The organism is Rhizobium sp. UFLA01-1127 (genome assembly GCF_059803845.1).
The window spans coordinates 13,132-36,260 of the sequence record NZ_JAUQTZ010000050.1; the positions used below are offsets into that span (position 1 = coordinate 13,132).

The 23,129-nt window shown below is 59.8% G+C and carries 24 protein-coding genes and 1 pseudogene; 11 read left to right on the forward strand and 14 right to left on the reverse strand.

The annotated features are described in order from the left end of the window. Positions 1–16 precede the first annotated feature (16 nt). Positions 17–2,374 (reverse strand): Orn/Lys/Arg family decarboxylase, encoded by a 2,358-nt coding sequence (locus Q4Q11_RS14785; RefSeq protein ID WP_498569958.1) that lies wholly within the window; start codon positions 2,372–2,374, stop codon positions 17–19. 227 nt (positions 2,375–2,601) lie between these two features. Here Q4Q11_RS14785 and Q4Q11_RS14790 point away from each other — a divergent pair, with 227 nt between their 5' ends. Both Q4Q11_RS14790 and Q4Q11_RS14795 read left to right on the forward strand, forming a co-directional pair. Next, positions 2,602–2,952, forward strand: coding sequence for a DUF2442 domain-containing protein (locus tag Q4Q11_RS14790; RefSeq protein WP_498569980.1), 351 nt, complete (start codon positions 2,602–2,604; stop codon positions 2,950–2,952). 120 nt (positions 2,953–3,072) lie between these two features. Then, the gene (locus Q4Q11_RS14795; protein WP_498569959.1) at positions 3,073–3,468 is read left to right on the forward strand and encodes a DUF2934 domain-containing protein; all 396 of its coding nucleotides are present in this window, start codon (positions 3,073–3,075) and stop codon (positions 3,466–3,468) included. Here Q4Q11_RS14795 and Q4Q11_RS14800 read toward each other — a convergent pair. From Q4Q11_RS14800 to Q4Q11_RS14810, 3 genes are all read right to left on the reverse strand, one after another. Continuing rightward, complete coding sequence (locus Q4Q11_RS14800) at positions 3,465–4,430, reverse strand: DUF72 domain-containing protein (protein ID WP_498569960.1); 966 nt, start codon at positions 4,428–4,430, stop codon at positions 3,465–3,467. The two genes, Q4Q11_RS14795 and Q4Q11_RS14800, sit on opposite strands and share 4 nt — an antisense overlap. Before the next feature lie 195 nt (positions 4,431–4,625). Further along, entirely contained in the window at positions 4,626–4,835 is a 210-nt protein-coding gene (locus tag Q4Q11_RS14805; RefSeq protein WP_498569961.1) for a hypothetical protein, read from the reverse strand. A 128-nt stretch (positions 4,836–4,963) separates the two neighbouring features. Further along, positions 4,964–5,287: an oxidoreductase gene (locus tag Q4Q11_RS14810; RefSeq protein ID WP_498569962.1), complete on the reverse strand. Its 324-nt coding sequence runs from the start codon at positions 5,285–5,287 to the stop codon at positions 4,964–4,966. Between the two features lie 173 nt (positions 5,288–5,460). On the opposite strand from Q4Q11_RS14810, the gene Q4Q11_RS14815 reads away from it, so the two are divergent. Next, positions 5,461–6,018: a NuoB/complex I 20 kDa subunit family protein gene (locus tag Q4Q11_RS14815; RefSeq protein WP_498569963.1), complete on the forward strand. Its 558-nt coding sequence runs from the start codon at positions 5,461–5,463 to the stop codon at positions 6,016–6,018. A gap of 342 nt (positions 6,019–6,360) precedes the next feature. Next, positions 6,361–6,855: a sigma-70 family RNA polymerase sigma factor gene (locus Q4Q11_RS14820; RefSeq protein WP_498569981.1), complete on the forward strand. Its 495-nt coding sequence runs from the start codon at positions 6,361–6,363 to the stop codon at positions 6,853–6,855. Between the two features lie 98 nt (positions 6,856–6,953). Here Q4Q11_RS14820 and Q4Q11_RS14825 read toward each other — a convergent pair whose 3' ends face one another. Then, positions 6,954–7,376 (reverse strand): response regulator, encoded by a 423-nt coding sequence (locus Q4Q11_RS14825; RefSeq protein WP_498569964.1) that lies wholly within the window; start codon positions 7,374–7,376, stop codon positions 6,954–6,956. Between the two features lie 300 nt (positions 7,377–7,676). On the opposite strand from Q4Q11_RS14825, the gene Q4Q11_RS14830 reads away from it, so the two are divergent. Both Q4Q11_RS14830 and Q4Q11_RS14835 read left to right on the forward strand, forming a co-directional pair. Next, positions 7,677–7,916: a DUF982 domain-containing protein gene (locus Q4Q11_RS14830; RefSeq protein ID WP_498569982.1), complete on the forward strand. Its 240-nt coding sequence runs from the start codon at positions 7,677–7,679 to the stop codon at positions 7,914–7,916. A 2-nt stretch (positions 7,917–7,918) separates the two neighbouring features. Next, the gene (locus Q4Q11_RS14835) at positions 7,919–8,116 is read left to right on the forward strand and encodes a ribosome modulation factor (protein WP_498569965.1); all 198 of its coding nucleotides are present in this window, start codon (positions 7,919–7,921) and stop codon (positions 8,114–8,116) included. Here Q4Q11_RS14835 and Q4Q11_RS14840 read toward each other — a convergent pair whose 3' ends face one another. Together Q4Q11_RS14840 and Q4Q11_RS14845 are read right to left on the reverse strand one after the other, a co-directional pair. Then, positions 8,117–8,668: a ferritin-like domain-containing protein gene (locus tag Q4Q11_RS14840; protein WP_498569966.1), complete on the reverse strand. Its 552-nt coding sequence runs from the start codon at positions 8,666–8,668 to the stop codon at positions 8,117–8,119. Between the two features lie 77 nt (positions 8,669–8,745). Further along, entirely contained in the window at positions 8,746–9,099 is a 354-nt protein-coding gene (locus tag Q4Q11_RS14845; RefSeq protein WP_498569967.1) for a hypothetical protein, read from the reverse strand. A 156-nt stretch (positions 9,100–9,255) separates the two neighbouring features. On the opposite strand from Q4Q11_RS14845, the gene Q4Q11_RS14850 reads away from it, so the two are divergent. From Q4Q11_RS14850 to Q4Q11_RS14860, 3 genes are read left to right on the forward strand one after another with little or no spacing between them, the layout of a single operon-like run. After that, positions 9,256–9,906, forward strand: coding sequence for a UdgX family uracil-DNA binding protein (locus Q4Q11_RS14850; protein WP_498569968.1), 651 nt, complete (start codon positions 9,256–9,258; stop codon positions 9,904–9,906). A gap of 59 nt (positions 9,907–9,965) precedes the next feature. Then, positions 9,966–11,111, forward strand: coding sequence for an HlyD family secretion protein (locus tag Q4Q11_RS14855; protein ID WP_498569969.1), 1,146 nt, complete (start codon positions 9,966–9,968; stop codon positions 11,109–11,111). A gap of 1 nt (position 11,112) precedes the next feature. Further along, positions 11,113–12,714: a DHA2 family efflux MFS transporter permease subunit gene (locus tag Q4Q11_RS14860; RefSeq protein WP_112512581.1), complete on the forward strand. Its 1,602-nt coding sequence runs from the start codon at positions 11,113–11,115 to the stop codon at positions 12,712–12,714. Here the strand turns inward: Q4Q11_RS14860 and Q4Q11_RS14865 are convergent. Further along, a pseudogene (locus Q4Q11_RS14865) lies at positions 12,704–12,925 on the reverse strand (hypothetical protein); the annotation flags it as partial. The gene Q4Q11_RS14860 and the pseudogene Q4Q11_RS14865 sit on opposite strands and share 11 nt — an antisense overlap. A 163-nt stretch (positions 12,926–13,088) precedes the next feature. On the opposite strand from Q4Q11_RS14865, the gene Q4Q11_RS14870 reads away from it, so the two are divergent. Further along, positions 13,089–16,115 carry an alpha-mannosidase gene (locus Q4Q11_RS14870; RefSeq protein ID WP_498569970.1) on the forward strand — a complete coding sequence of 1,009 codons (3,027 nt, stop codon included), beginning with the start codon at positions 13,089–13,091 and terminating at the stop codon, positions 16,113–16,115. Between the two features lie 129 nt (positions 16,116–16,244). Here the strand turns inward: Q4Q11_RS14870 and Q4Q11_RS14875 are convergent, their stop codons facing one another. The 5 genes from Q4Q11_RS14875 to Q4Q11_RS14895 all read right to left on the reverse strand — a co-directional run bounded on the left by Q4Q11_RS14875 (position 16,245) and on the right by Q4Q11_RS14895 (position 20,261). Next, positions 16,245–17,162 (reverse strand): homocysteine S-methyltransferase family protein, encoded by a 918-nt coding sequence (locus tag Q4Q11_RS14875; RefSeq protein WP_498569971.1) that lies wholly within the window; start codon positions 17,160–17,162, stop codon positions 16,245–16,247. 62 nt (positions 17,163–17,224) lie between these two features. After that, on the reverse strand, positions 17,225–17,914 hold the full coding sequence (locus tag Q4Q11_RS14880) for an ABC transporter permease (protein WP_498569972.1): 690 nt from the start codon (positions 17,912–17,914) through the stop codon (positions 17,225–17,227). 11 nt (positions 17,915–17,925) lie between these two features. Continuing rightward, positions 17,926–18,651, reverse strand: coding sequence for an ABC transporter permease (locus Q4Q11_RS14885; protein ID WP_498569973.1), 726 nt, complete (start codon positions 18,649–18,651; stop codon positions 17,926–17,928). 12 nt (positions 18,652–18,663) lie between these two features. Beyond that, entirely contained in the window at positions 18,664–19,437 is a 774-nt protein-coding gene (locus tag Q4Q11_RS14890; protein ID WP_113214262.1) for a transporter substrate-binding domain-containing protein, read from the reverse strand. Between the two features lie 44 nt (positions 19,438–19,481). Next, positions 19,482–20,261, reverse strand: a complete 780-nt coding sequence (locus Q4Q11_RS14895; RefSeq protein ID WP_112512612.1) for an ATP-binding cassette domain-containing protein — start codon at positions 20,259–20,261, stop codon at positions 19,482–19,484. Between the two features lie 171 nt (positions 20,262–20,432). Here Q4Q11_RS14895 and Q4Q11_RS14900 point away from each other — a divergent pair, with 171 nt between their 5' ends. Continuing rightward, a complete protein-coding gene (locus tag Q4Q11_RS14900; RefSeq protein ID WP_112512574.1) occupies positions 20,433–20,915 on the forward strand; it encodes an Lrp/AsnC family transcriptional regulator in 483 nt (160 codons plus the stop codon). Between the two features lie 59 nt (positions 20,916–20,974). On the opposite strand, the gene Q4Q11_RS14905 is transcribed toward Q4Q11_RS14900, so the two are convergent. Continuing rightward, positions 20,975–23,116: a beta-galactosidase gene (locus tag Q4Q11_RS14905; protein ID WP_498569974.1), complete on the reverse strand. Its 2,142-nt coding sequence runs from the start codon at positions 23,114–23,116 to the stop codon at positions 20,975–20,977. Positions 23,117–23,129 lie beyond the last annotated feature (13 nt).

Consider the following 23,129-nt stretch of genomic DNA (forward strand, 5'->3'; position numbering starts at 1 on the left):
ACCTGAATTTCCGAGCCTATTCCGCGACGACGTAGGTGTAGAGCCGGATTCTGCCGGATGCATCGACTTCGCGATAGAGCCCCTGAATCTCCACCTCGAAGCCGGGGAAGGTGTTGAAACAGGTTTCGAACATCTTGAGGTAGTCGATCATCGGTTTTGCTCGTTCCGTCAGGCGCTCGCCTGGCACGATGGTCGCGATACCCGGAGGATAGACTACGAAGGGTGTCGTCGCGATGCGGCCGGCAATGGCGTCGATCGGCAGATATTCCACATCGTTGCGCACTAGGCAGCGGGCGGCATCGTGCGGCGACATCGCGATCGGCGGCAGGTGTTCAGCGGAAAACTGCTTCGTCTGCAGGGCGCTCACATCGGCTTGCCGGAAGAAATTGTGCATCTCGGCGCAGAGATCGCGCAGCCGCACGCCCGCATAGCGGCCCGGCCGGCGGCGATAGAATTCCGGAATTGCCTCCTCGAGCAGCGCATTGTCGTCATGGAGTTTCTTGAAGGCGACCAAGCCGCTGATCAGCGTGCCGGCCTTGCTGGCTTCGACACCGGGGGTAAGGAGGAACAGCAGCGAATTGAGGTCGTTCTTTTCCGCAACGATGCGGTTTTCGCGCAGATATTGCGCGACCACAGGCGCCGGTATGCCGTGCTCGGCGTATTTTCCGGTCGCCCGATCGAGTCCGGGAGTGAGCAGGGTGAGCTTGTTCGGGTCGGTCATGGCAAATCCCGGCTCCATTCCCGAAAAGCCGTGCCATGCCGCACCGGGTGTCAGGTGCCAGAAGGCCGGATTGGTGGCGAGCTGGTCGGTGGCGACGCTTTCCCAAGGCACGTCATGCACCGCGCCAGGGCTCGCCACATCCGGGATCGCCACCCGGTCCGGCACGAAAGGTTCGAAGAACCAGCGGCGCTCCGGGCGATGTTCCTTCTCCTCGAATTCGCGGCGCACGGCGCGGATCTTCTTGCGAAGTTCGATGCCGAGGCGGATCGTATCGTCCCAAAGCACCTCGCCCGAGCGGCCCTTCATCATCTGCGCGCCCACGTCGAGCGAGGCAAACAGCGGATAGAAAGGCGAGGTCGAGGCGTGCTGCATGAAACTTTCGTTGAAGCGCCGATGCTCCACGCGGCGCTTCTGGCCGGTGATGTGCCGATCCTTCATGTGAATCTGCGAGGCCTGCGAGAAGCTTGCGAGCTGCTTGTGGGTGGATTGCGTCGCGATGATACCGGGCGCGTCCGGACCAAGATCGGCAAGGCCCATGGCGAAACGCCCCGCATAGAGCGGATGAAATTTCATGAAGCCCGCCCAGGCCTCGTCGAAGAGGATGTAATCGCACAAATGGCCGATGCGCTTGAGGATCATCTCGGCATTGTGGATGGTGCCGTCATAGGTGCATTGCTCCACGACGGCGACACGGAACGGGCGTGGCTTCTTGTAGGCTTCCGGATCTTTCACCAGCGGGTGGGTGCGGATGCGCTCGCGCAGCGCGTCCTCGTCCATTTCAGCGAAATCCATCGGACCGATCAGGCCATAGACGTTGCGTATGGTCGGCAAATAGATCGGAATGCCGCCCGAGATCATCAAGGCGCCATGATGGGCGGCCTTGTGATTGTTGCGGTCGAACAGCACGAGATCGCCGTCGGTGACGAGCGCCGAGAGCGCGACCTTGTTGGAGGTGGAAGTGCCGTTCAGGACGAAATAGGTCTTTTCGGCGCCGAAGATCTTGGCGGCCTCTTTCTGTGCTGCGAGCGCTGGCCCTTCGTGGGTCAAAAGGTCGCCGAGATCGAGCACGGAATTGTCGAGGTCGTCGCGGAATACCGCTTCGCCCAGATGCTCCATGAATACGCGGCCGATCGGGCTGCGGCTGTAGAAGATGCCGCCATTGTGGCCAGGGCAGGTCCAGAGCTGGTTGCCTTCTTCGGCATAATCGACCAGCGCGCCGAAAAACGGCGTCTTCAGCGTCTCGGCATATTGCTTGAGACGGCTGATAAGGCTCTTGGCGATGAAGGCGGGCGTTTCTTCGGACAGGAAGACATAGCCGTCGATGAAATCGAGCACTTCGACCGGCACGTCTTCGAAGCGTTTGCGGCGGATCAGAAGGATGATCGGGAATTCCAGGCCACGCCGGCGCATCAGATTGATGAGAGCGGCCGTCTTGCCTTCAAGCCCCTTCTTGCCCCAGTCAACCAGCATGCAGCCGATGGCAGCGTCCGTTTGCACGGCGATCTCCGCATCTTCGAGATTACGAGCGCGCACGACCTCGAAACCGGAGCGCTCGATCTCCTCGACAATCTGGTTGTAGCGGGCGCCCTCCAGATCCTCGCTGTCAAAGGCTGGCGTTGCGAACAGAAAGTTGAAACGTCTGAAATAATCCATTTGGGTACCCACTCTTGATCAGGCACGACGTGTCGGCGTATTTCATGACATGGATGTGACAAAGTATCCAATGTCCGCAACAGCGTCGACGCCGGCAGCGACATCGGTGAAGAGTGACCTCGGTTGTTGTGGCACAAGGCGGCTTGCGCGCACTATCGCGGGAGTTGCGGGCCAGCACATATTTCGGTTCACTCACCGCAGCGCCAGAGGTTGCCGAGCAGAACTGCGTGCTGCTTCAGGCAAAGTTACTCCGCCTATGCCCCTCCGACGGTTCATCGGAGCGGGTCATTGTCGAATTTGCGAACGGCGCATCCTTTATGTTCCCCGCCCGGTCTCTGGAAGGGATGCAAGAGGCTACTATCCAGCAGCTGGCTGAGGTGGAGCTTCTCGGGGAAACCGGGTTGCACTGGGAAAGCCTCGATATGGACTATTCGATCGCTGGCCTTATGAACGGGATATTTGGGACGAAGGCGTTTATGGACATTCAGCGCCGTGGAGGACAATCCCGGTCACCGGCGAAAATTGCCGCGAGCCGTGCGAACGGTGCAAAAGGTGGTCGCCCGAAAAAAATCGGATAGGCTTCCGAGCGAGGCGATGCCGTTCAAGCCTTTGGGGGCAATTGAGCGGACGATCCTGTGCGACTCTCGATCATACGGGGGGGAACCAAGCCCGACGAAAGCGGTTCGGAATAAGACCGATTGGCTGAACAAACGCCGACCAATACGGTTGGCCGTTCGATCGAGCAGGCGTTCCCTGCGCGCGCCGGACGTGGCCCGGTGTCAGCCAGCCGATGTCAGGAGGAGAAAATGGAAACCTACTACCGATATCGCAAGGATGCGGTGCCGCCGGACTCCATTGTCGTCAAGTTCTATCACTCCGGCGATCAAATCCGGGGATTCCTTCGCAAGGTGACGCCGCCCGGAGAGGATGACACGGTCTTTCCCGGCGAGGAAATGGAGCCTGTTGATGCCTTTCGGGCGGCGCGCAACAAAATGGCCGACGAGTACATGCGGCCGATCTATGTTGAACTGTCGGAAGGTGTGGCCTGGGACCCTGCTTGGGGTCAACTCGAAGAAGCCCGCGTCGGCTCCTAGCCTGGTTGATGCTGGTGCCCTTGTTCGGATATATCCCGCCTGTGCGGTTTCTTGCGCGGTCGATGAGATAACGCTTGTTCCTGTTGGGGCAACCCAAGAAGCTGGCTGAGCCGCCGCGCATCGGCGGGTGCCCGCACCTTCACATCATTGTCGAAATAAACATAGACGTCACGGCCGGTTCGCGATCTTTTCGCGGGTTTCAGGACGCGATTGGCGTTGGCGGGCTCGCGTCCATGCGCCCAGTCGTCGATGCGCGTCGCCCACGCATCCAGAGCCTTGTCGTCATAGCCGCTGACGTAAAGTTGTTCCGAGCCGTGCAGGCGGCAATAGACGAAGTCCGCGGTGACATCCATGAGCAGCGGCCATTCGACGCTGTCGGCGCATACGAGGCCGATCCGATACTCCCGCAGCAGTTCGATGAAATCGGCGTTCGCGAAGCTTTCGTTGCGGATTTCAAAGGCATGGCGGATTGGTCTCGTCTCATCCGTCTTGAGCCAGTCGCGGCCGTCCAGTCGCGCGTCGTGGCGTCTCGCGAGGCTTGACGCCTCATCCGTGTTCTTTGGCAGCATGCCGATGAAGGCGGAAAACAGCTCCGGTTCGAAGCGCAGACGCGGCGGAAACTGCCAGAGGATCGGTCCGAGTTTGGGTCCCAGGCGCAGCAGGCCCGACGCCATGAAATTGGCAAGCGGCAATTCGATGTCGCGAAGCCTTTGCAGGTGCGTTATGTAGCGGGAGCCCTTGATCGCAAAGACGAAATCATCCGGTGTCTCGTCCCGCCAGCGCGCGAATGTATCGGGACGTTGCAGGCTGTAGAAGGTACCGTTGATTTCGATGGATGGGAATTGCCTGGAGGCATAGGCGAGTTCCCGTTTCTGCGTCACGTCCTTGGGATAGAAAACACCGCGCCAGGGCGCGTAGGTCCATCCGGATATGCCGATGCGGATTGTTCCTGTCTTTGCCATATATTCCCAACCGGATTCGGATCGGCTTGTTCCCGCTCGAGGTTAGAACCGGATGATTTTAGGTCGGATCGGCCTGAAATCTGAATCCGCTCCGGAAACAAAGAAGCAGAGCATGATGTTGTCCGAAAACCGATCACACTTTTCGGCATCATGCTCTAACGGCTGCGGCGAGAAACCGGTGCCGGCTGAATGGCGTCAGCTGACATTGATAGAAGGCAGGAATGACATGACCTCGCTGCGCTGCCTTGGCGCAAGAATCTCGATTTCCTGCTTCCAGAAGGTTTCGGCTTCGGGCGGATCCGCCTCCCAACTCTGGGTCGACAGGATATTATCGTCCATTACCAAAAGCCTGTGGCCGCCCAGCCGAAGATATTCGTTTGCGAGTTCCAGGGCACTGTTCATCATGATGATACTCCTCGATTGGCACGCTCCGCCGGCAATCCGCGATCGGGGTTGTCCAGCGGTATATTGCCGGCAGCGATGTGCGCTCGCCCGGCACGCCGGACGGGGCTCAAGAGCCTTGTAAGCTTTCTTTAATGCTGACAATTCTTCGCCGTCGTGCTGTCGTCCGACTGGCTGTTTTGCGCGCTATTGTTCTGCATTGTATTCTTGCCGGTTTTCATTGCGTTGCAGTCTTGCGATTGACCACCGGTGTTCGGAGTGCCGTTGGTGCCGGTCGAACCGTTGCTGTTTGCGCCCCCGTTTCCGTTGGAGGTGCCGTTGTTTTGCGAGCCTGTCGCGGCACCGTTGCCGCTACCCGACCCGCCGGAGCCTGTGTCGCCGGAACCTGACTGCTGGGCCATGGCCGCGGTGGCCATGCCGATCGACAAGGCACAGATTGCGATCATCTTGGACAACATGGGATATTTCCTTTCATCCGTTTGCCGCCTTCAAACTGGACAATCGGGCGGTTGTTTCCGGATTTTCGGATTTTTGTCGTCGCGAAGAATTCCAGGCCGGCACGCGCAAAATGGCCGGAACAAGCCGGGCCGGCGGAAGTTAGAAGTATCTTTCCGCGGGAGATCGGACCATGTCTTCCTTCAAGGACCGCTCTGTCATCAGCGATTTTCAGCATCCCGGTCAGGCTCCGGGCGGCGATCCCTTCATGGGGACGATCAATAGCGAGCTCGCCGACAAGGGCTTCCTCGTCACGAGCACGGATGAGCTCGTCAGCTGGGCGCGAACAGGATCATTGATGTGGATGACGTTTGGACTTGCCTGCTGCGCCATCGAGATGATGCAGATGTCCATGCCACGCTATGACGTAGAGCGTACAGGCGCGGCGCCCAGGGCCAGCCCCAGGCAATCGGATCTCATGATCGTCGCGGGCACCCTTTGCAATAAGATGGCGCCGGCCCTGCGCAAGGTCTACGACCAGATGCCCGAACCGCGCTATGTCATCTCGATGGGCTCCTGCGCCAACGGTGGCGGTTATTATCACTATTCCTATTCGGTGGTGCGCGGCTGTGATCGAGTCGTTCCCATCGATATCTATGTGCCTGGCTGCCCGCCGACCGCGGAGGCTCTGCTTTATGGAATTCTGCTTCTCCAGCGCAAGATTCGCCGCAACGGCACTATCGAGCGATAGCCGAGATTCCACCGGCACTGTTCCATTCCGATCTTCGTGCCGCGACCCTCACATGATAATTTGGATTTTCATGGAACAAGCGCAGGATGCGGCCGTTCCCTTGAAAGATGGAAGGAGCTTGTGAGATCTGAAGGTCTCCCGAAGCTCCTGAAATACCCATCGCAACGCATAGCGAACAGCAAGTTTGCTCACATCAAGATCACCGGTGGTTTTGTCCGACGTCCGAAAGGCGCCGGGCGCCGTGCCATGTCATTGGTGACAGCCGACGGGACCGGGCGTTGCGAGCCAAAGCCGGGAATGTCGCCTTTACGCCGTTTTCCAAGGAGAAAAGCTGTGACCGATATGCCTCGAACAGCCGATCTGCAAAATGAAATTGTAGAACTTATTCCGGCCCTTCGCGCGTTTGCACGAACCTTTCACAGAAACGCGAACGACGCCGATGATCTGGTTCAAGAAACCTTGACGAAGGCACTCGCCAATCTCAGCCAGTTCGATCAGGGTACCCGGCTGAAATCGTGGCTGTTCACGATCATGCGCAATACGTTCTGCACGAAGTTCCGCATTGCCAAGCGCGAGGCTCCAGGTGCGAAGAAGTGCATTTCGGGCGATGGCGTCATCCCGCCGCCGCAAGAATGGACCATCCGCGCAAAGGAGCTTGAAAAAGCCTGCAACCTCTTGCCGGAGCCCTATCGTGTCATGCTTGAATATGTGGTCATAGAGGGACAGTCCTATGATGCCGCCGCAGAGAAATTCGGTTGTGCGATCGGCACGGTGAAGAGCCGGATCAATCGCGCTCGGCAGCAATTGGCGGCCCGCCTCGACGAGAGAGGGCTTTGACACTCCCTTTCCATTGCGCAATCTCGCGAATATGCTCTACCTCTTTGTTTTCACCCATTCCGGATGGAAAACCGCTACGCGCTTTTCCTGGAAATGCTTTAAACGTCCTTTTTCCACATATTGAACAATCCTTTGGCGATGTGCTCGATAGCAACCGCTTTTTTGCACAGTACAAAGCCGGTGAACCGCCTGCTCGGAACGATCGGCTCTCGGCCGAGGGCGAAGATGTAAGGAATGTTTTTCACCTCGAGCCCCTCGACAAGGGGAAATACCCGATCCGCAGCAAGATCAAGATCAAGGATGGCTGCGTCCGCGCCCTTCCTATCAATGAGATCGGCCACGTATTCGAGATCGGCGACGGGACCGACTATGATCGCACCGAGCTCATGCAGCTTTTGACGCACCTCGTCGGTGAGAAAGTAGCCGCCTCCCACCACCAGGAGCCGCTTTCCCGCAAACATCTCGCTGTAAGGAGCCGTTGTGTTGTCCATTTCTCGATCCGGATTGAGTTTATTGTTCATAACCGGCCGCCGGAAAGTGAGCCGCGTAACCTGAGCGCCGGCCGGAATTGCGCGATCATGGCCCAATCCGAGCCATGATCGCGCAGAGTTCGTCTGTCCGATCCGAGGTTGCCGCGTGCCGCCATAAACATTCCTTGCCGGCAAAGGTTTCCGGATCTTGCAAAAAAACCTCGTGAAAACATGCCTGATATCGGGCGATTTCAGGAACAAACGACCACCTATCTCGTTCGATCATGGAGGGCGAGGCCATCCCTGATATGGGAGGATCGGATGCACGAAGTCATTGATGTGGAATTCAAAATGCTTTGGACCGCACCAGTCCTCCTTTCGATCGGAGGCCGAAGCAGCCACATGGTCCAGGGGCCGGAAGACGCGATCCATTTTCTGTCGCGGCGATGGCCATGCGAAAGAGGTTCCGCCTACGCCGATGCCAGAGAGAAATGCTTTGCCGCCGTCTCGCACAGGATTCCAATCGAGGCGTCCCGAACGGCTTTCGTGAATGCCTGCCGCGATGCACGCTTGATGCCGGAGTGGGCATAGCCATGAAGACGCGCAACGACGATGGACTTTCGGAAAGTGACGCCTATGAGCTCGGCAGGAGTGCCTTTGCCAATGGGGCGAGCGGCGCCGACAACCCATTTCCGGAAGGCGATCACCGCCGAGACGAGTGGGCGCACGGATTTATGGATGCGCAGAAGATCCGCAGCGATCGGCATAGACCCGGTCATCCGCCGAACTGATCAGGCGTGATCGCCATCATGCGCCGATCTAGGATCATCTGGCCGCGCGGCGGGTGCATCGCCTTCCCACATCAGCAGGAATTTCCGCGTGACCGCCGGCAGATTGTCGTCCAGCCATTTCGCCATCGACTGCTCCTCGGCCAGGGTCTCTTGCAATGCATCCTTCGCGTCGCCGAAGTTCCCGGCGTCGGCGATCGTCATCAATGATTTGTATGCGGCAATTTCGTAGTTTTCGAATGCGAAGTCGGTAAGCGCATCCTTCAGCACCTTGTCGTCCACGCTTGCATGGCTCATCACCGTCGTCGGACCGGCAAACGACAGGATCGTATCCTTGAGATTCAGATAATTCTCATCCATGTCCTCGAGGATACGCTCGAGGCGCTTGACCTGAACTTCTGTTTCGCCGATGTGCCGTTCAAGTTTGGCAGCCACCTCCGGATAATGTTCCAAACGCGACAGCTGCGGCCTCATCATGCCCAATGCCTGATTTTCCATCGCATAGGCGTTTCGAAGCCCGATGACAAACATGTCGCGGATCTCTGTCTCTGCCATATCATCCTCCATAGGCTGGCCGTCACTGTTCGGCAGGTCTCGAACGCCGGTGGGTATCGGTGCTTCTGCAGCGGCTTTCAGCCGGCGCTTTCCCGTTCGTTGAGATCGATCTGACCTTTCTCGGCCAAAATCGGCAGGGCGATATTGTGTTGCGCTTCGTTCATTTCCTGCACTGTGAGGAGGGTCCCCCCTCTTTCGAGGGCGGCCGCGTAGGCTGCGCGCTGTTCCTCATGAAAGAAGATGCCGGTCAACGCGTCGAGAAAACCCATATGATCGACGGGAGATGTGTCGGGCCGATTGCCGGGCGTCATGGTGATTGCGTCCTTGGGAATGCCGGCCTGCATCAAGGCCTTGGCTGCGGCTTCCGCATCATATTCATCATCGAAGAATGCGCTCAGCGCAAAGGAGCCTAGTTTACCGTCGCTGATCATGGCGATTCCTCCGTTTCGATGTTCCTATCATTCTAACGAACGCGGGAGAGGCGAGTTCCCGTGCGAAGGATTGATGGGCATCGAACCCATGCGTGGAACAAACAGAACGGCTGTTAGTTGATCGTCCTAGTGTCTGGAACCATTGCGAGCCCCCCAATGCTCGATCGAATTCCCTTGGCTGGAGCAGGCCCCTCGCTAGCGTATGAGCATGCAGACGCCGAAACGCTCGACGAACTGCACGACGATGCGCAAGCCTGTCAACGGTGCGATCTTTATCGCAGCGCCACCCATCTCGTGTTCGGCGAGGGTCCTAGCGCCGCCGACATCGTGCTTGTCGGTGAACAGCCCGGCGACAAGGAGGATCTCGCCGCGCGGCCTTTCGTCGGTCCGGCAGGCCGGCTTCTGGATCAATGTCTTGAAGAAGCGGGCGTGGACCGGGACCGTTGCTATGTCACCAACGCCGTCAAACATTTCAAATATCAGATGCGCGGCAAGAAGCGTCTGCATGCCAGGCCCAATGCCGGCGAGGTGCAGCGCTGCGCCTGGTGGCTGGGGGCGGAGCTCGAACTGCTGAAGCCGAAGCTGGTCGTCGCACTCGGCGCCACGGCCGTGTCCTCGCTGCTCGGCTCCAAGGTCAAAGTCATGCGCGACCGCGGCCGGATCCTGCACCCGCCCGGAAAGCTCGACGTCCTCGTCACCATCCATCCCTCGGCGCTTTTGCGGATCAGGGAGCCTGCCGAGAAGGAAAAGAACCGGATCGCTTTCGTCGGAGATTTGAGAAGGATCCAGCGCTTTCTGCGGCATTGATCAGCGTTTCCACGATCGCCCGGAATGAAACCTTCAAGATAACAAGCAAAGATCAGGTCATGGCTGACGATCAACTCGATATCAAGGAAACCAGACCCGAGCAGCCTACGCAGCCGGCGACTGACGGCAACGACCGTGACAGGACCGCATCACGGCAACGGAAGCGTCCCTCATTCATACGGCGCCATCCATTCTCGGTGTTCGTGACCATTGTGGTGCTGGCGGCCGTCATCGTTGCCGCATGGTTCGTCTGGAAAATCTATTTCTATCCTTACGAGTCGACGGATGACGCCTTCGTCGATGCGCGCAGCTTCTCCGTCGCCGCCAAGGTTTCGGGCTACGTGGCAGATGTCCCGGTGACCGATAACCAGCACCTCAAGGCCGGCGATGTCATCCTGAGGATCGAGCCGCGCGACTACCAGATCGCGCTCGATCAGGCCAATGGTCAGGTGGATGTCGCCAGGGCTTCCATCGACAGCGCAGGGGCGCAGGTCGAAGCCGCCAATGCTTCGGTCGATGTCGCCCGAGCGCAGCAGAATTCCGCCAATGCCGCCCTTCAATATGCGCAGGAAGAGGCCAATCGGCAGCAACAGCTGGTCAAGAACGGCTCGGGCAGCGTGCAATCCGTACAGCAGGCAACCGCGACGCTGGCGCAGGATCAGGCGAGTCTTGCGCAGATGCAGGCGAATGTCACATCGGCGCTGAAGAACAAGGCGGTCTCCGAAGCGCAGAAATCCAGTGCGCTTGCAAACCTCAAGCAGGCGCAGGCCCAGGCCGAGGAGGCGCAGCAAAATCTGAACTATACGACGATTACCGCCGCCCAGCCGGGGCGCGTCGTTCGCCTTACCGGTGCCAAAGGTCAATTCATCGACGCGGGGCAGGCGATCGCAACCTTCGTTCCCGATGAGGTCTGGCTCACGGCAAACTTCAAGGAGACGCAACTGACCGACATGCGGCCGGGTCAGCCGGTCGACGTCACGATCGACGCCTATCCGGATCACACGCTTCACGGCAAGGTGGCGTCCGTCCAGCCGGGCTCCGGCACGGCCTTTTCCCTGCTGCCGGCGGAGAATGCGACGGGCAACTACGTCAAGGTCACGCAGCGCGTACCGGTCAAGATCGTCATCGACAAATGGCCCGCGGATGTCGCCATCGGCCCCGGCATGTCCGTCGTGCCGACGGTGACGGTCCGGCCGAGGAGTTGAGATGAGCGGCGCAGCAACGACGGGCGGATCGGCAGCCTCTTCCGCTCACGCCACAAATCCCTGGCTGATCGCCATCGTGGTGTCGCTGGCTACCTTCATGGAGGTGCTCGACACCACTATCGCCAACGTCGCACTGCGCTATATTTCGGGCGGTCTCGCCGTCAGCGCCGACGAGGCCTCCTGGGTGGTGACGACCTATCTCGTTTCCAATGCAATCGTGCTGGTGGCCAGCAGCTATTTCGCCGAGCGGTTCGGGCGCCGCAGGTTCTATCTCCTGTGCCTGGCGACATTCACGCTCGCGTCGGTCCTATGCGGCTTGTCGTGGAATCTGGAGGTCCTGCTGATTTTCCGGGTTATCCAGGGCTTTGCCGGCGGCGGCATGGTGCCGACCTCGCAGGCGATCCTCGCCGACGCATTCCCGCCGGCAAAGCGCGGCCAGGCCTTCGCCCTCTTCGGTGTGGCCGTGGTCGTCGCGCCCGTCATCGGGCCGACGCTCGGCGGCTACCTCTCCGACAATCTTTCCTGGCATTGGTGTTTCCTCATCAATGGCCCGGTCGGCATCTTCGCCTTTGCCCTTGTCTACGCGTTGCTGAAGGAAACGCCGAAAACGAGAAGCATGCGCGAGGAATTCCGGCGCAAGGGCGTGCGCTTCGATCTTGTCGGATTCCTGCTGGTGGCAACCTTTCTCGGCTCGCTGGAACTCGTCCTGGATCGCGGCCAGACCGACGATTGGTTCGGCTCCGGTTTCATCCTGGTGATGACGGGCATATGCGTGCTTGCCTTTCTCCTCGCCATTCCCTGGGTCCTGACCAAGGCAAACCCGATCATCGACGGATGGTTGCTCGGTACCCGGCAATTCGGGTCCTGCTTCATCGTCATGATGGCAACCGGCGCAATCCTCATCGCGACCACGCAGTTCATCCCGCAGGTCGTGCAGCAGAATTACGGATATACGGCAACATGGGCCGGTCTTGCCTTATCGCCGGGCGGGCTTGTCACCATGGTCATGATGTTCGTCGCCGGGCGGGTGAATTCCCTGGTCCAGCCGAAATATCTGATTGCCATCGGTTCCGCGATCATAGCGCTGTCCATGTGGCAATTGACACGGCTCTACCCGGGACTGAACTTCGGTTTTTTCGTCTGGTCGCGCCTTTATATCGGGCTCGGCCTGCCGCTGATCTTCATCCCGATCACCTCCGCCTCCTATTACGGCCTGAAGCCGGAGCAGACCAACCAGGCCTCGGCCATGATCAATGCCGCGCGCAACATCGGCGGCTCCATCGGCGTGTGTATCGCGACAAATGTCCTCGCGCATCGCGAACAATGGCATCAGAGCCGCCTTGTGGAGCATGTCACGCCGTCCTCGCCGGCCTATCACGAAACGCTGCGGACCATGACGCGTTATTTTGCCGAAAAGGGCGCAACCATGCCCGATGCGCAAGCGCAGGCAACGGCATGGATCGGTCAGCAGGTGCAGACCCAGGCGAGCTTCCTCGCTTTCATCGACGTATTCCATGTTCTGATGCTGGTCGTGCTTTGCGCCATTCCCCTGGCACTGATCCTCAGCAATGTCGATCTCCAAGAAGGCGGAAGCATGCATTGATCACGACGTAGAAGAAGCTGAGGCTTTCGGCTCCAAGCCAGAAGCCCCGTTCGGCGAGTGCTGTGGCGCTGGTTTCGCTTTCAATGAGTTCGTCCGGCAGGATGCGGCGCTTTTCATGATGCACGCGGGCGCGCATGCTGCCGGCGGCATCGACCGCAAGGACCGTCGGATGATCGCTACCGATATCGATGCCGATTGTGAAGAATGCATCCCGCAACTCATGTCCGGTGCGCTTGACGCCAAAACAAAGTTACTTAGTTTAGGCCACGCTATGCGATCCGCCTGGAGGAGACGGGCGCAATGCATGCGGCCTATCTGCACTGATATGTTCTCTCCCTCCGCCGTCAGTTGCCGATTTTCCGACAGGACCCGCCATGTCTCTCACGCTTGCTCAACGCCTCGATCGTCTGAAAATCCGCATCTCAGAGCTTGTTCATTGGCGCGACAGGCAAAGCCTGACAATCGACGGCTGGACCTTCGATGGCGAACCGATCGCCCATCATCAGGACTGGCCGCATCGCAAAGGGACGGTTCATTTCGCGGCCAAGGCAGCGGTTCCGCATGGCTGGCCTCTTGGGCAGGTCCGCCTGCAGCTTGATCTTGGCGGCGAAAGCCTGCTGACATTGCGTTATCCGCACGGACGGACCGAGACGTTCGGGCTGGATCCCTATCACCAGGAGTTTCCGATCAAGGACAGGGAGATCTCGATTGCCACCGAGAGTGTCGCGCGCTTTCCTTTCGGCGAGCCGAACCGGGCGCCGAAGCTGAACAAGGCGCGGCTGATCTGGCTGGACGAACCGGTCCACCGGCTGCATCTCCTGTTGCAGCAGATCGGTGAGGCTGCCGATGTTCTCGAAGGTCATGAGGTCCTGCCGCATCTGATCGATGCAGCCGAACGGGCGCTGCGCGGCCTCGACTGGCCTTCGGATACATCAGCCTATATCTCGCGCACGTCAGCCGAGGCGATGCAGCAGAAGATCTGGGAACTGCCGGAGCTTCAGGACAATCCGGCCGGTCTCACCGAGGCGCAGAGCGCCTCGGCCGCCGCTGCCTATGATCGCCTGCTCGCACAGCTGAAAGAGCTGCAGAAACGTTTTCCGCAAAATGGCGAATTGCTGCTGACCGGCCATGCCCATATCGATCTGGCATGGCTTTGGCCTTACGACGAAACGCGCCGCAAGATGCGGCGCACTTTCAATACCGCGCTTTCGCTGATGGAGCGCTCCGACGATTTTCGGTTCAATCAATCGACCGCCCAATATTATGCGCAGATGGAAGGAGATGATCCGGATCTGCTCGAGCGGATCAAGAAAAAGGTGGCCGAGGGCAAATGGGAAACTGTCGGCGGTATGTGGGTCGAGCCCGACACCAACATGCCGACAGGCGAAAGCCTTGTACGCCAGGTTCTTTATGGCCAGCGCTATTTCGAAAAGCATTTCGGCCTGCGCCATACCATCTGCTGGCTACCCGACTGCTTCGGCTTTTCAGGCGCGCTGCCGCAGATCCTGCGGCTCGGAGGCATCGACAGCTTCTTCACGATCAAGGTGAACTGGAGCGAGACCAATCATATTCCATCCGATCTGTTCTGGTGGAAGGGGCTCGACGGCAGCAAGGTGCTGACCCATACATTCGACAATCCCATGCAAGGCTATAACGGCTTCGTGCAGCCGGACTGCTTCGTGCCGACCTGGAAGAATTTCCGGGGCAAGACGCAGCACGACACATCGTTGCTTGCCGTCGGCTATGGCGACGGCGGTGGCGGTGTCACGCCGGAAATGGTGGAGCGCGAGGTGCAGTTGCGCGATTTCCCGGCGATTCCGAAGGCGCGCTGGGGCACGGTAAAGGAATTTTACGAGAAGGCTCATCGCACCGCGGCGGAAAAGGAGCTGCCGGTTTGGGATGGTGAGATCTATCTCGAACTGCACCGCGCGACGCTGACGACGCAAAGCGGCGTCAAGCGCAAGCACCGCCAGGCCGAGCGCGCCCTGATAACGGCGGAGACGCTTGCCTCGCTCGCCCATATGCTGGGCGCCGACAAGCCTCAAAGCCTCGAGGCGGACTGGCGCGTCGTGCTAAAGAACGAGTTCCACGATATCCTGCCGGGATCGAGCATCCGGGAAGTCTATATCGACGCCGAGCGGGAACTTGACGGCGTGATCGGCAATGCCAGGGCGGAGCAGGCCAAGGCGCTCAAGGCATTGTCAGCCCATCTTCCTGCGGGTGCCGTCACGGACGCGCTTGTTGTCGTCAACCCCTCGCTTTCTGCGCGTCCGCTCAGCGCAACGCTGTCCGATGGTACGGTCCTGTCATCGGGAGATCTTGTCGCACCTCTTTCCGTCGCGGTCTTCGATCGCAGAGCACTCAGGCCAGCCGGCGGGCTCGAGGCCGATAGCCATCGCCTTGAGAACGAGCATCTGTCCGTCGTCATTGGCAAGGACGGGGCCGTGTCGAGCCTTGTTCACAAGGCGACCGGGCGGGAAGCGATCGAAGGGGCGGCCAATCAGCTCTGGGTCTATCCCGCCGACAAGCCGCGCAACTGGGATGCCTGGGATGTTGATGCCGACTATGCCGAGAAAGGCGTCCGCCTGGATCAGCCCGAGAGCATCACCCTGGTCGAGGAGGGACCGCATCGCGCCGCGATCCGTGTTGTCAATCGATATCGCAACTCGACCGTCACCCAGCTTTATGTTCTGACCGCCAACGCCCGCAGATTGGATATCGAGACGACGCTCGATTGGCACGACCGGCGCACCCTGCTCAGAACCTTGAACCCGGTTGCCGTGCGGTCGCGCAGCGCGACTTTCGAATGCGCTTTCGGCGTCGTCGAGCGGCAAACCCACACCAACACCTCCTGGGAGCAGGCTATGTTCGAGGCAGCGGCGCACCGCTTCGTCGATCTCAGCGAGCCTGGCTTCGGCGTCGCCTTGCTCAACAATGCCAAATACGGTCATAGCGCTCGCGGCAACGTCATCGGCATGAGCCTCGTACGATCGCCGATCTATCCCGATCCGCTCGCCGACGAAGGCCGGCAAAGCTTCGCCTATGCGCTGATGCCGCATGAGGGCGCCTGGCATGAAGGCGGCGTTCTCTCGGAGGCGATCGATCTCAACCAGCCGCTCCTTGCCGCGGAGGCAAGCGGTCTGTCGGCAGGCAGTTATGCGCCCGTTGGCGTCGAAGGCATACCGGTCGCCTTCTCAGGATTGAAACGGGCCGAGGAGGGCGAGGGTCTTGCCTTGCGGCTCTATGAGCCCGCCGGCCGACGCGGCCGCCTGTCTTTGACCCTGCCATCGGGATGGACGGCTTCGGAGCCGCTCAATCTTCTCGAAGAGCCGATCGAACGCACCGGCCCGGCCGACATCATGCCATTCGAAATCCGTACATGGAAGCTGCGGCAAGCTTGATGCCCGATCGTGTCGGTCCATAGGTTCACATATAAGTGAAAGCGAATAGGTCGTCACGGCTTACGTTACTCGGGCGACTGAAAGGCCTTCGAAGCTGCCTTTGTGGTGGAGCTCCTAAGGCTCGGCATGTCAGGATGATGGATGCAGAAGCGCCCGCTTCAGGCGGTGGATATATCCGGCACCGATCCCGCAGCAGCCGCCGACCATGGTTGCTCCGGCATCCACCCATGAACAGGCGAAACGCGAATAGGCATCGTCGTTCAGATCGTCGCGGGTCGCATGAAGGCCCTCGTTGGCGGCGGATTCGCCTTGTTCTCCCTCGAATGCATTTGCATAGACGCCGATCTCGAGATTGAAGCCGCCGCGCCTGATGACCGCAGCTGCAGCATCGACGGCTGCGCCCATGACTTCCGGCTTGCTGCAGTTGAACAAAAGCGCGTTCGCACCGGACGACGCGGCCCATTGCGCTGCGTCTTCGACCGCCTCGCCGGAGCGGAGCTTGGGAGAGGCGCCGCTTCTTTGAGCGGCATCATCCGCCAGCGTGAACGAGATCCAGAATGGCTTGCCAGTTTTTGCAATCGCTGTACGGACGGCTTGTCCTTCGGCGATCAGGCTGAGGGTTTCGCCGAGCCAGACATCGACGTATGGATCGAGGTTTTCGACCAGAACCGTGAGATAGTCCTGCACACGTGACGGATCGAAATTCTGCGGCTCGTAAGAGCCGAAGATAGGGGGCAGCGAACCCGCGACCAGGATTTTTCGATCCTTGCACGCATCGGCGGCTTCGCGCGCCAATTGTCCCGAGCGTGCGATCAGAGCGGCCCCTTCCTCCCAGAACCGCTCTTCACCGATGTGGAAAGGCACGAGCGCATAGCTGTTCGTGGTAATGACGTCCGAGCCGGCGGCGATGAATTCGTCATGGACCTGACGGACGATCTCGGGCGAATTGATCAGCGCCAACGCCGACCATTCCGGCTGCTTCAGCTCAGCGCCGAGGCGCAGCAGTTCGCGGCTCATGCCGCCGTCGAGGATCAAGAGTTTGCTCATGAATGGGATCTCCAGAATTGCTGGGGTCTGTGGGAGGTTTGGCCTCTCCTTCGTACCCGTGGTTAGCGCCGCACCGACACCTGCGCTTCCAGGAAGCGGAAGGCTCGTGCGATGATGGCGGTGAGGATGAGATAGAAGACGGTGACGACGATCAGCGGCTCGTAGACCAGCAAGGTGTCCTGGCGAACTTTGGTGGCAACGGCGTAGAGATCCATCACGGTGACGGTGAAGGCGAGCGGCGTCGCCTTCAGCTGCATGACGATTTCCCCGCCGATCGTCGGGAGCGCGATGCGGATGGCGCGCGGCAGCCAGATGCGCCGCGTCAGCGTGAGGGGCCGCATGCCGAAGGCGCGGCCGGCTTCCAGCTCGCCTTTCGGGACCGCCAGCAATGCGCCGCGCAGCACCTCCGCCTCGTAAGCTGCGTAGTTCAAGGTGAAGCTGACGGCAGCAAAGAAGAAGCCTTCGCGCAGGATCGGCCAGAAGAAGCTCTGACGGATGCCCGGGATGACAGGCAGAAGAGAGCCGACGCCGTAATAGAGCAGCCAGAGCTGTATCAAGAGAGGCGTGCCCCGGAAGAAGGTGCAATAGCCGCGGGCAAGAGTTCGCAGGAGCGGGCCGCCGCTGACCTGGCAAAAGGCAAGGCCAATCGCGATGATGAAGCCGAAGATGACCGAAATCGCAAGCAGCGACAGCGTCTGCCAGGCGCCTGTCAACAGAAGCGGCCAATAGGATGATATCCACGAGAAGGTCATGTCAACACTCCTCACGCCGGCTTCGGTTGGCCGCGCCGCACACGCCGCTCCAACAGGTTGAAGAGGGCATTCGAGACGAGGGTGAGAGCGAGATAGATGAGGGCGGATGCCAGGAAAAAGATGAAATAGTGCTTAGTGCTCGCGCCGGCGAGACGCGTGGCGAGAGCCAGTTCCTGATAGCCGACGACCGCAACGAGAGCGCTGTCCTTGGTGACCGACATCCACAGATTGGCAAGGCCCGGCAAGGCGTTCGGCAACAGGGCGGGCAGGATGATGCGGCGGAAGCGCAGGCGCGGCCCCATGCCGAAAGCCTTTGCCGCCTCGATCTGGCCAACGGGAATCGCCAGGATCGCGCCGCGCAACACTTCCGTCATGTAGGCGCCCTGCACGAAACCGAGCACAGCGACCGCGACCGCGAAGCCATTCAATTCGAAGGCCGGAAGATCGAGCATGGCGAGGAGCCGATTGAGGCCATCCATGCCCGCATAATAGAGCCCGACGATCAGGATCAATTCGGGGACGGCGCGGACGGCGGTCGTATAGAGTTCGAGCAGAAGCCGGAGCGGCCTGATGCCCGAAAGCTTGCCCAGTGCCCCGCCCGTACCGAGCAGAAGGCCGATCAGAAAAGCGCCGGCGGAGATGGCGACCGTGGAGGCGGCCCCGGTCAAGAGGACTCCACCCCATCCAGGCGGATAGGGGGAGAGCAGGTCCAAAATGCCCTGTGGAGAGGTCACCATCGTCGCGGTCGTTTACTTGGTGCCGTAGATATCGAAGCTGAAATACTTCTTGGTGATCTCATCGTATTTGCCGCTGGCGCGCACCGCGGCGATCGCCGCATTGAGCTTTGCCTTCAGCTCGGTGTCTTCCTTGCGCAGGCCGCCGGAAACGCCGGCTCCGAGGATTTCCTTGTCGTCGGCGACATCACCCATCTTGGCGCAGCAATCCTTGCCGCCATCGCTCTTGAGGAAGGCGTCGAGTGCAAGTGAATCGCCAAAGACATAGTCGATGCGACCGGCGGCAAGATCCTGAAATGCCTCATCGAGCGTCTGGTAGGTCTTCTCGTCCGCGACCTTGGCAAAGTACTTCTTGTAATATTCCGACTGGATAGTCGACACCTGGATGCCGATGGTCTTTCCCTTGACGTCGCCTGCCGTCGCGCCGGTCTTCTGGTCCTTCGGGCCGATCAGCGTGCTCGGCGTATTATAATATTTGTCGGTGAAATCGATGACCTTCGAACGTTCGGCGGTATTCGACATCGATGACCAGATCACATCGAACTTCTTGCTCTGAAGCGCAGGGATGAGACCGTCCCAGGAAAGCTCGACGATCGAGCATTTCTCTTTCATCTGCTCGCAAACGGCGTCCATCAAGTCGATCTCCCAGCCCTGCCATTTGCCGGAGGCATCCTTGGCGAAGAAGGGCGGGTAGGATTCGTTCATGATGCCGAAGCGAACCTCGGCCTGCGCCGTCATCGAAGAAAGCGCGAGGGCAAGTCCGGCGAATAAAGTGGAAACCAGTCTCATGTAAGGGATTCTCCTAATGGTGTTGTCTGCGAATGGATTGAGGATCAGGCCGGCAGCAGGCCGGTGAATTCACGGCAGCGGGTGCTGAGCGGAGCGTCGAAGACCTGCGCGGGCGGCCCTTCCTCCTCGATGCGTCCCTGGTGCAAGAAAAGAACATGGTTGGAGACATCGCGGGCAAAACGCATCTCATGGGTGACCAGCAGCATGGTTCGGCCCTCTTCCGCGAGGTCCCGGATCACCTTGAGGACTTCGCCGACCAGTTCGGGATCGAGCGCTGACGTCGGCTCGTCGAAGAGCATCACGGCCGGATCGATACAAAGCGCGCGGGCAATTGCTGCTCTTTGCTGCTGACCTCCCGACAGGAAGGCTGGATAGGCGTCGCGCTTGTCGTAAAGCCCGACTTTATTGAGGAGAGCGTCAGCTTTCTCGATCGCCTCGCGACGAGGAATGCCGAGGACATGCACCGGCGCCTCGATGATATTTTCGAGAACGGTCATATGTGCCCAGAGGTTGAAGCTCTGGAACACCATGCCCAGCCCGCTGCGCATCCGTTCGATCTGCCGCCAGCTCTTCGGCTGCATCTGTCCTTGCCGTCCGCGCTTCAGGGCGACTTCTTCGCCGTTGACGACGATGCGTCCGCGATCGGGCATCTCAAGCAGGTTGATGCAGCGCAGAAACGTGCTTTTCCCGGAACCGGACGAGCCGATGATGGAAATCACGTCCCCTTGATTGGCAATGGTCGAAACGCCCTTGAGGACCTGATGTGACCCAAAACTCTTGTGGAGATCTTCCACGCAAAGAGCCTGGGAGGACAGCTCTGTCATATATAATTCCGATGAAAACAATTTGCGGAGAATATCGCGAAGAAGAGCGGAATTTGCGCGCAATTTCCGATCATTCTGCATAAAAAAAGCAAAAATGTATTCCGTGTGCATCTTTTGTGATGGAATAGAGATATCGCCAGGGGATTTCGCCGGGCTGACAGAGGAGTGGCAATGGAAAACCTCGATCGTTTTGATCGCGATATTCTCGATATCGTCCAACGCAATTGTCAGCTGACCGCCGAAGCGATCGCCGAGGAGGTCGGCCTTTCGACTTCAGCCGTACAGCGGCGCCTGAAACGGCTGCGCGAGGACGGTATCATCAAGGCGGAAATCGCGGTTGTCGACCGCAAGGCGACCGGCACGCCGATGGTGTTCATCGTCGGCATGGAGATCGAGCGCGACAATTACGATGCGCTTGCGAAATTCCGCCTCTGGGCGGAAAAGCAGGATCACATCCAGCAGGTCTATTATGTCACGGGCGCCGTCGATCTCATCGCGATCGTCACTGCGCGCGATGTCGAGCACTATGACGATATCGCCGCCGTGATCATGGCGGAGAATCCCCAGATCCGGCGCATGCACACGAATGTAGTATTGCGTGACGTCAAGCTTGGATTGTTCGTGCCGCTGGCAAACGGTGACGACGCGGGCTGATCGAGGCCGAGCGGCGGCGCCGAGGCTTCACCTTCGGCGCCGCCGCTTGACGGACCGTGTCAGACGGATTGCTCGATCACAAGCACGCCGTAGCCTTGAAGCTCGCTCCGTCCCGATATCGTCCTGCCGGTCAGCAGATCGATCCCTGCAGGCAGATCGACGATTTTCGTTTCGTGCTCCGTATTGAGCACGAACAGCAACTTCCTGCCGTTGCCCTCGCGCAGCGACACCTCGACGCCGGCAGGCAGATCCTGCACGAGCGGCGCGGCAACGCCGTCGCTGGCGAGAATCTCCCCGATGACCTCTGCGAGCGGCGCGGTAAGATAGGTGCCGAGATAATAGACCTGACCCTTGCCACGCCGGCGGCGCGTCAGCATCGGCGTGCCTTCCAGGAAGCGGTCGGACCAGCGGCCGATGATCTCGGTGTCCGCGGTTGTTTCCAGCTTCTCGTAAAGGTGTCCCGCTTCCAGCTGACGATTGCCGATTGTATAGGCATATTTGCGTGAGGCCGAGGATGCCGGCGGACGCGGGGACGGCTGATGGCTGCCGATGCCGCCCTCACGGAAGCCGGTGAACAGTCCGTCGGCGCCCGGGGCGGAGACGGGGCCGAATTCGTAGACGCTTACGCCGGAAAGCTTGGAAAGTGCGGCACCCGGCGCCTGGGTGCGGATGATGTGGTTGTTGTCATCGCGGGTCCCCGTCATTGCCGACAGGATGAGCGTGCCGCCATCGGCGACGAACTTCTCCACGGCTGCCGACCACTCTTCCTTCCACATGACCCAATGGGGAACATAGAGTGCCTTGATGCGCGACAGATCGTCTTCCGGGTGAATAAAGCCGCAGGCAATGCCGGCCTGATAGCATGCACGGTGCAGATGGGCGGCATCCTGCATCGGGCTTGGCAGGCCGATCGCGTAGGTCTTGTAGGCTTCCTGATTGTCGAAATCCGCGCCGGCGATGGCAATATCCATGCGCACGGTGGTGCCGAGCAGCTTGTCCTCGATCTTGCGGATGTCGGATGCGAATTGCATGGCTTCCTCGTAGCGGCGGCGTGGAACATCATCATGATCGATAATGCCGTTCCAGTAGATCTCGGCGCCGAAATGCGCGGGCCGCCAACGGAAGAACATCAGTCCGTCGGCGCCGCGCGACACCGAGGTCATCGCCATGCGGCGCATCTCGCCGGGCTCCGGCACGGATGAAGAGAAGCCCGGCTGGCTGCCGAGGCCGGAGGCCTGTTCCGGAACGATGAAATTGCCGGAATAGGCGCGGCATTGGTCGAGGTGGAAAGCCTGCGTGATCGCATGACCGCCGCCGCGGCGCATTTCGTCATAGAGGAACGGGTAGATGTCGAAGCCGATGAAATCGAGATCCTGGCCGAACTGGCCGCGAAAATCGATGTCGGCAAGGTTGCCGAGGTTATGGAAGATGAACCATTCGGGATTGGTCGTCCTCAGGATGTCTACCTGATCGTGCTGGAAGAGAGCCGTCGCGAAGGCGAGGAAGCGGTGATAGTCCTGCACATGTCCGGGGCTGGAGAAGGACGGATTCAGCGGCTTCGGGAAGACGATCTGGTCGAAGGTCTGGTATGCCGTCGCCCAGAAGTCGCCGCCCCAGGCAAAGTTCACGGCTTCGATCGTGCCGTATTTGGCACGGCAGAACTTCTGGAATTCGATGAGCGCCGATGGCGAGTAGCTTTCGGAGGTGGTCGTGTTCAGCTCATTGTCCGTCTGCCAGCCGATGACATCAGGATTGTCGCGGTAATGCTCGGCCATCGCGCGGGTAATGCGCTGGCTGTGCCGGCGCAGCACCGGGCTCGTCGTGTCGCAATGCTGGCGCGATCCATGGCTCGCCTCTCTGCCATTTGCGTCTACACGCAGGACTTCCGGGTACTTCGCCGTCAGCCAGCGCGGCGGTGTCGCGGTCGGCGTGCAGAGGATGGTCTTGATGCCGTGCTTTGCGAGGCCGGCAATCGCCTTGTCGAAGAGCGAGAAATCGAAATGGTCTTCATGCGGCTCCATGATGTGCCAGGCGAATTCCGCCATGCGGACGGTGTTGAACCCGGCGGCCGCCATGCGTTCGGCATCGCGGTCCCAATAGCTTTCGTCGACATGTTCGGGATAATGCGGCACGCCGACCATGAAGCCGTCGAGATTGAGCGTCCGCCAGACCGAGAGCGGCTTTCTTTCCAAAACTTTCATGAGGTCACAAGCT

Coding starts and splice junctions, on each gene's coding strand:
- Q4Q11_RS14785 (WP_498569958.1), bottom strand. CDS start 2,374: ATGGATTATTTCAGACGTTTCAACTTTCTGTTCGCAACGCCAGCCTTT.
- Q4Q11_RS14800 (WP_498569960.1), bottom strand. CDS start 4,430: ATGGCAAAGACAGGAACAATCCGCATCGGCATATCCGGATGGACCTAC.
- Q4Q11_RS14805 (WP_498569961.1), bottom strand. CDS start 4,835: ATGATGAACAGTGCCCTGGAACTCGCAAACGAATATCTTCGGCTGGGC.
- Q4Q11_RS14815 (WP_498569963.1), top strand. CDS start 5,461: ATGTCTTCCTTCAAGGACCGCTCTGTCATCAGCGATTTTCAGCATCCC.
- Q4Q11_RS14820 (WP_498569981.1), top strand. CDS start 6,361: ATGCCTCGAACAGCCGATCTGCAAAATGAAATTGTAGAACTTATTCCG.
- Q4Q11_RS14825 (WP_498569964.1), bottom strand. CDS start 7,376: ATGAACAATAAACTCAATCCGGATCGAGAAATGGACAACACAACGGCT.
- Q4Q11_RS14830 (WP_498569982.1), top strand. CDS start 7,677: ATGCTTTGGACCGCACCAGTCCTCCTTTCGATCGGAGGCCGAAGCAGC.
- Q4Q11_RS14835 (WP_498569965.1), top strand. CDS start 7,919: ATGAAGACGCGCAACGACGATGGACTTTCGGAAAGTGACGCCTATGAG.
- Q4Q11_RS14840 (WP_498569966.1), bottom strand. CDS start 8,668: ATGGCAGAGACAGAGATCCGCGACATGTTTGTCATCGGGCTTCGAAAC.
- Q4Q11_RS14845 (WP_498569967.1), bottom strand. CDS start 9,099: ATGATCAGCGACGGTAAACTAGGCTCCTTTGCGCTGAGCGCATTCTTC.
- Q4Q11_RS14850 (WP_498569968.1), top strand. CDS start 9,256: ATGCTCGATCGAATTCCCTTGGCTGGAGCAGGCCCCTCGCTAGCGTAT.
- Q4Q11_RS14855 (WP_498569969.1), top strand. CDS start 9,966: ATGGCTGACGATCAACTCGATATCAAGGAAACCAGACCCGAGCAGCCT.
- Q4Q11_RS14860 (WP_112512581.1), top strand. CDS start 11,113: ATGAGCGGCGCAGCAACGACGGGCGGATCGGCAGCCTCTTCCGCTCAC.
- Q4Q11_RS14870 (WP_498569970.1), top strand. CDS start 13,089: ATGTCTCTCACGCTTGCTCAACGCCTCGATCGTCTGAAAATCCGCATC.
- Q4Q11_RS14875 (WP_498569971.1), bottom strand. CDS start 17,162: ATGAGCAAACTCTTGATCCTCGACGGCGGCATGAGCCGCGAACTGCTG.
- Q4Q11_RS14880 (WP_498569972.1), bottom strand. CDS start 17,914: ATGACCTTCTCGTGGATATCATCCTATTGGCCGCTTCTGTTGACAGGC.
- Q4Q11_RS14885 (WP_498569973.1), bottom strand. CDS start 18,651: ATGGTGACCTCTCCACAGGGCATTTTGGACCTGCTCTCCCCCTATCCG.
- Q4Q11_RS14890 (WP_113214262.1), bottom strand. CDS start 19,437: ATGAGACTGGTTTCCACTTTATTCGCCGGACTTGCCCTCGCGCTTTCT.
- Q4Q11_RS14895 (WP_112512612.1), bottom strand. CDS start 20,261: ATGACAGAGCTGTCCTCCCAGGCTCTTTGCGTGGAAGATCTCCACAAG.
- Q4Q11_RS14900 (WP_112512574.1), top strand. CDS start 20,433: ATGGAAAACCTCGATCGTTTTGATCGCGATATTCTCGATATCGTCCAA.
- Q4Q11_RS14905 (WP_498569974.1), bottom strand. CDS start 23,116: ATGAAAGTTTTGGAAAGAAAGCCGCTCTCGGTCTGGCGGACGCTCAAT.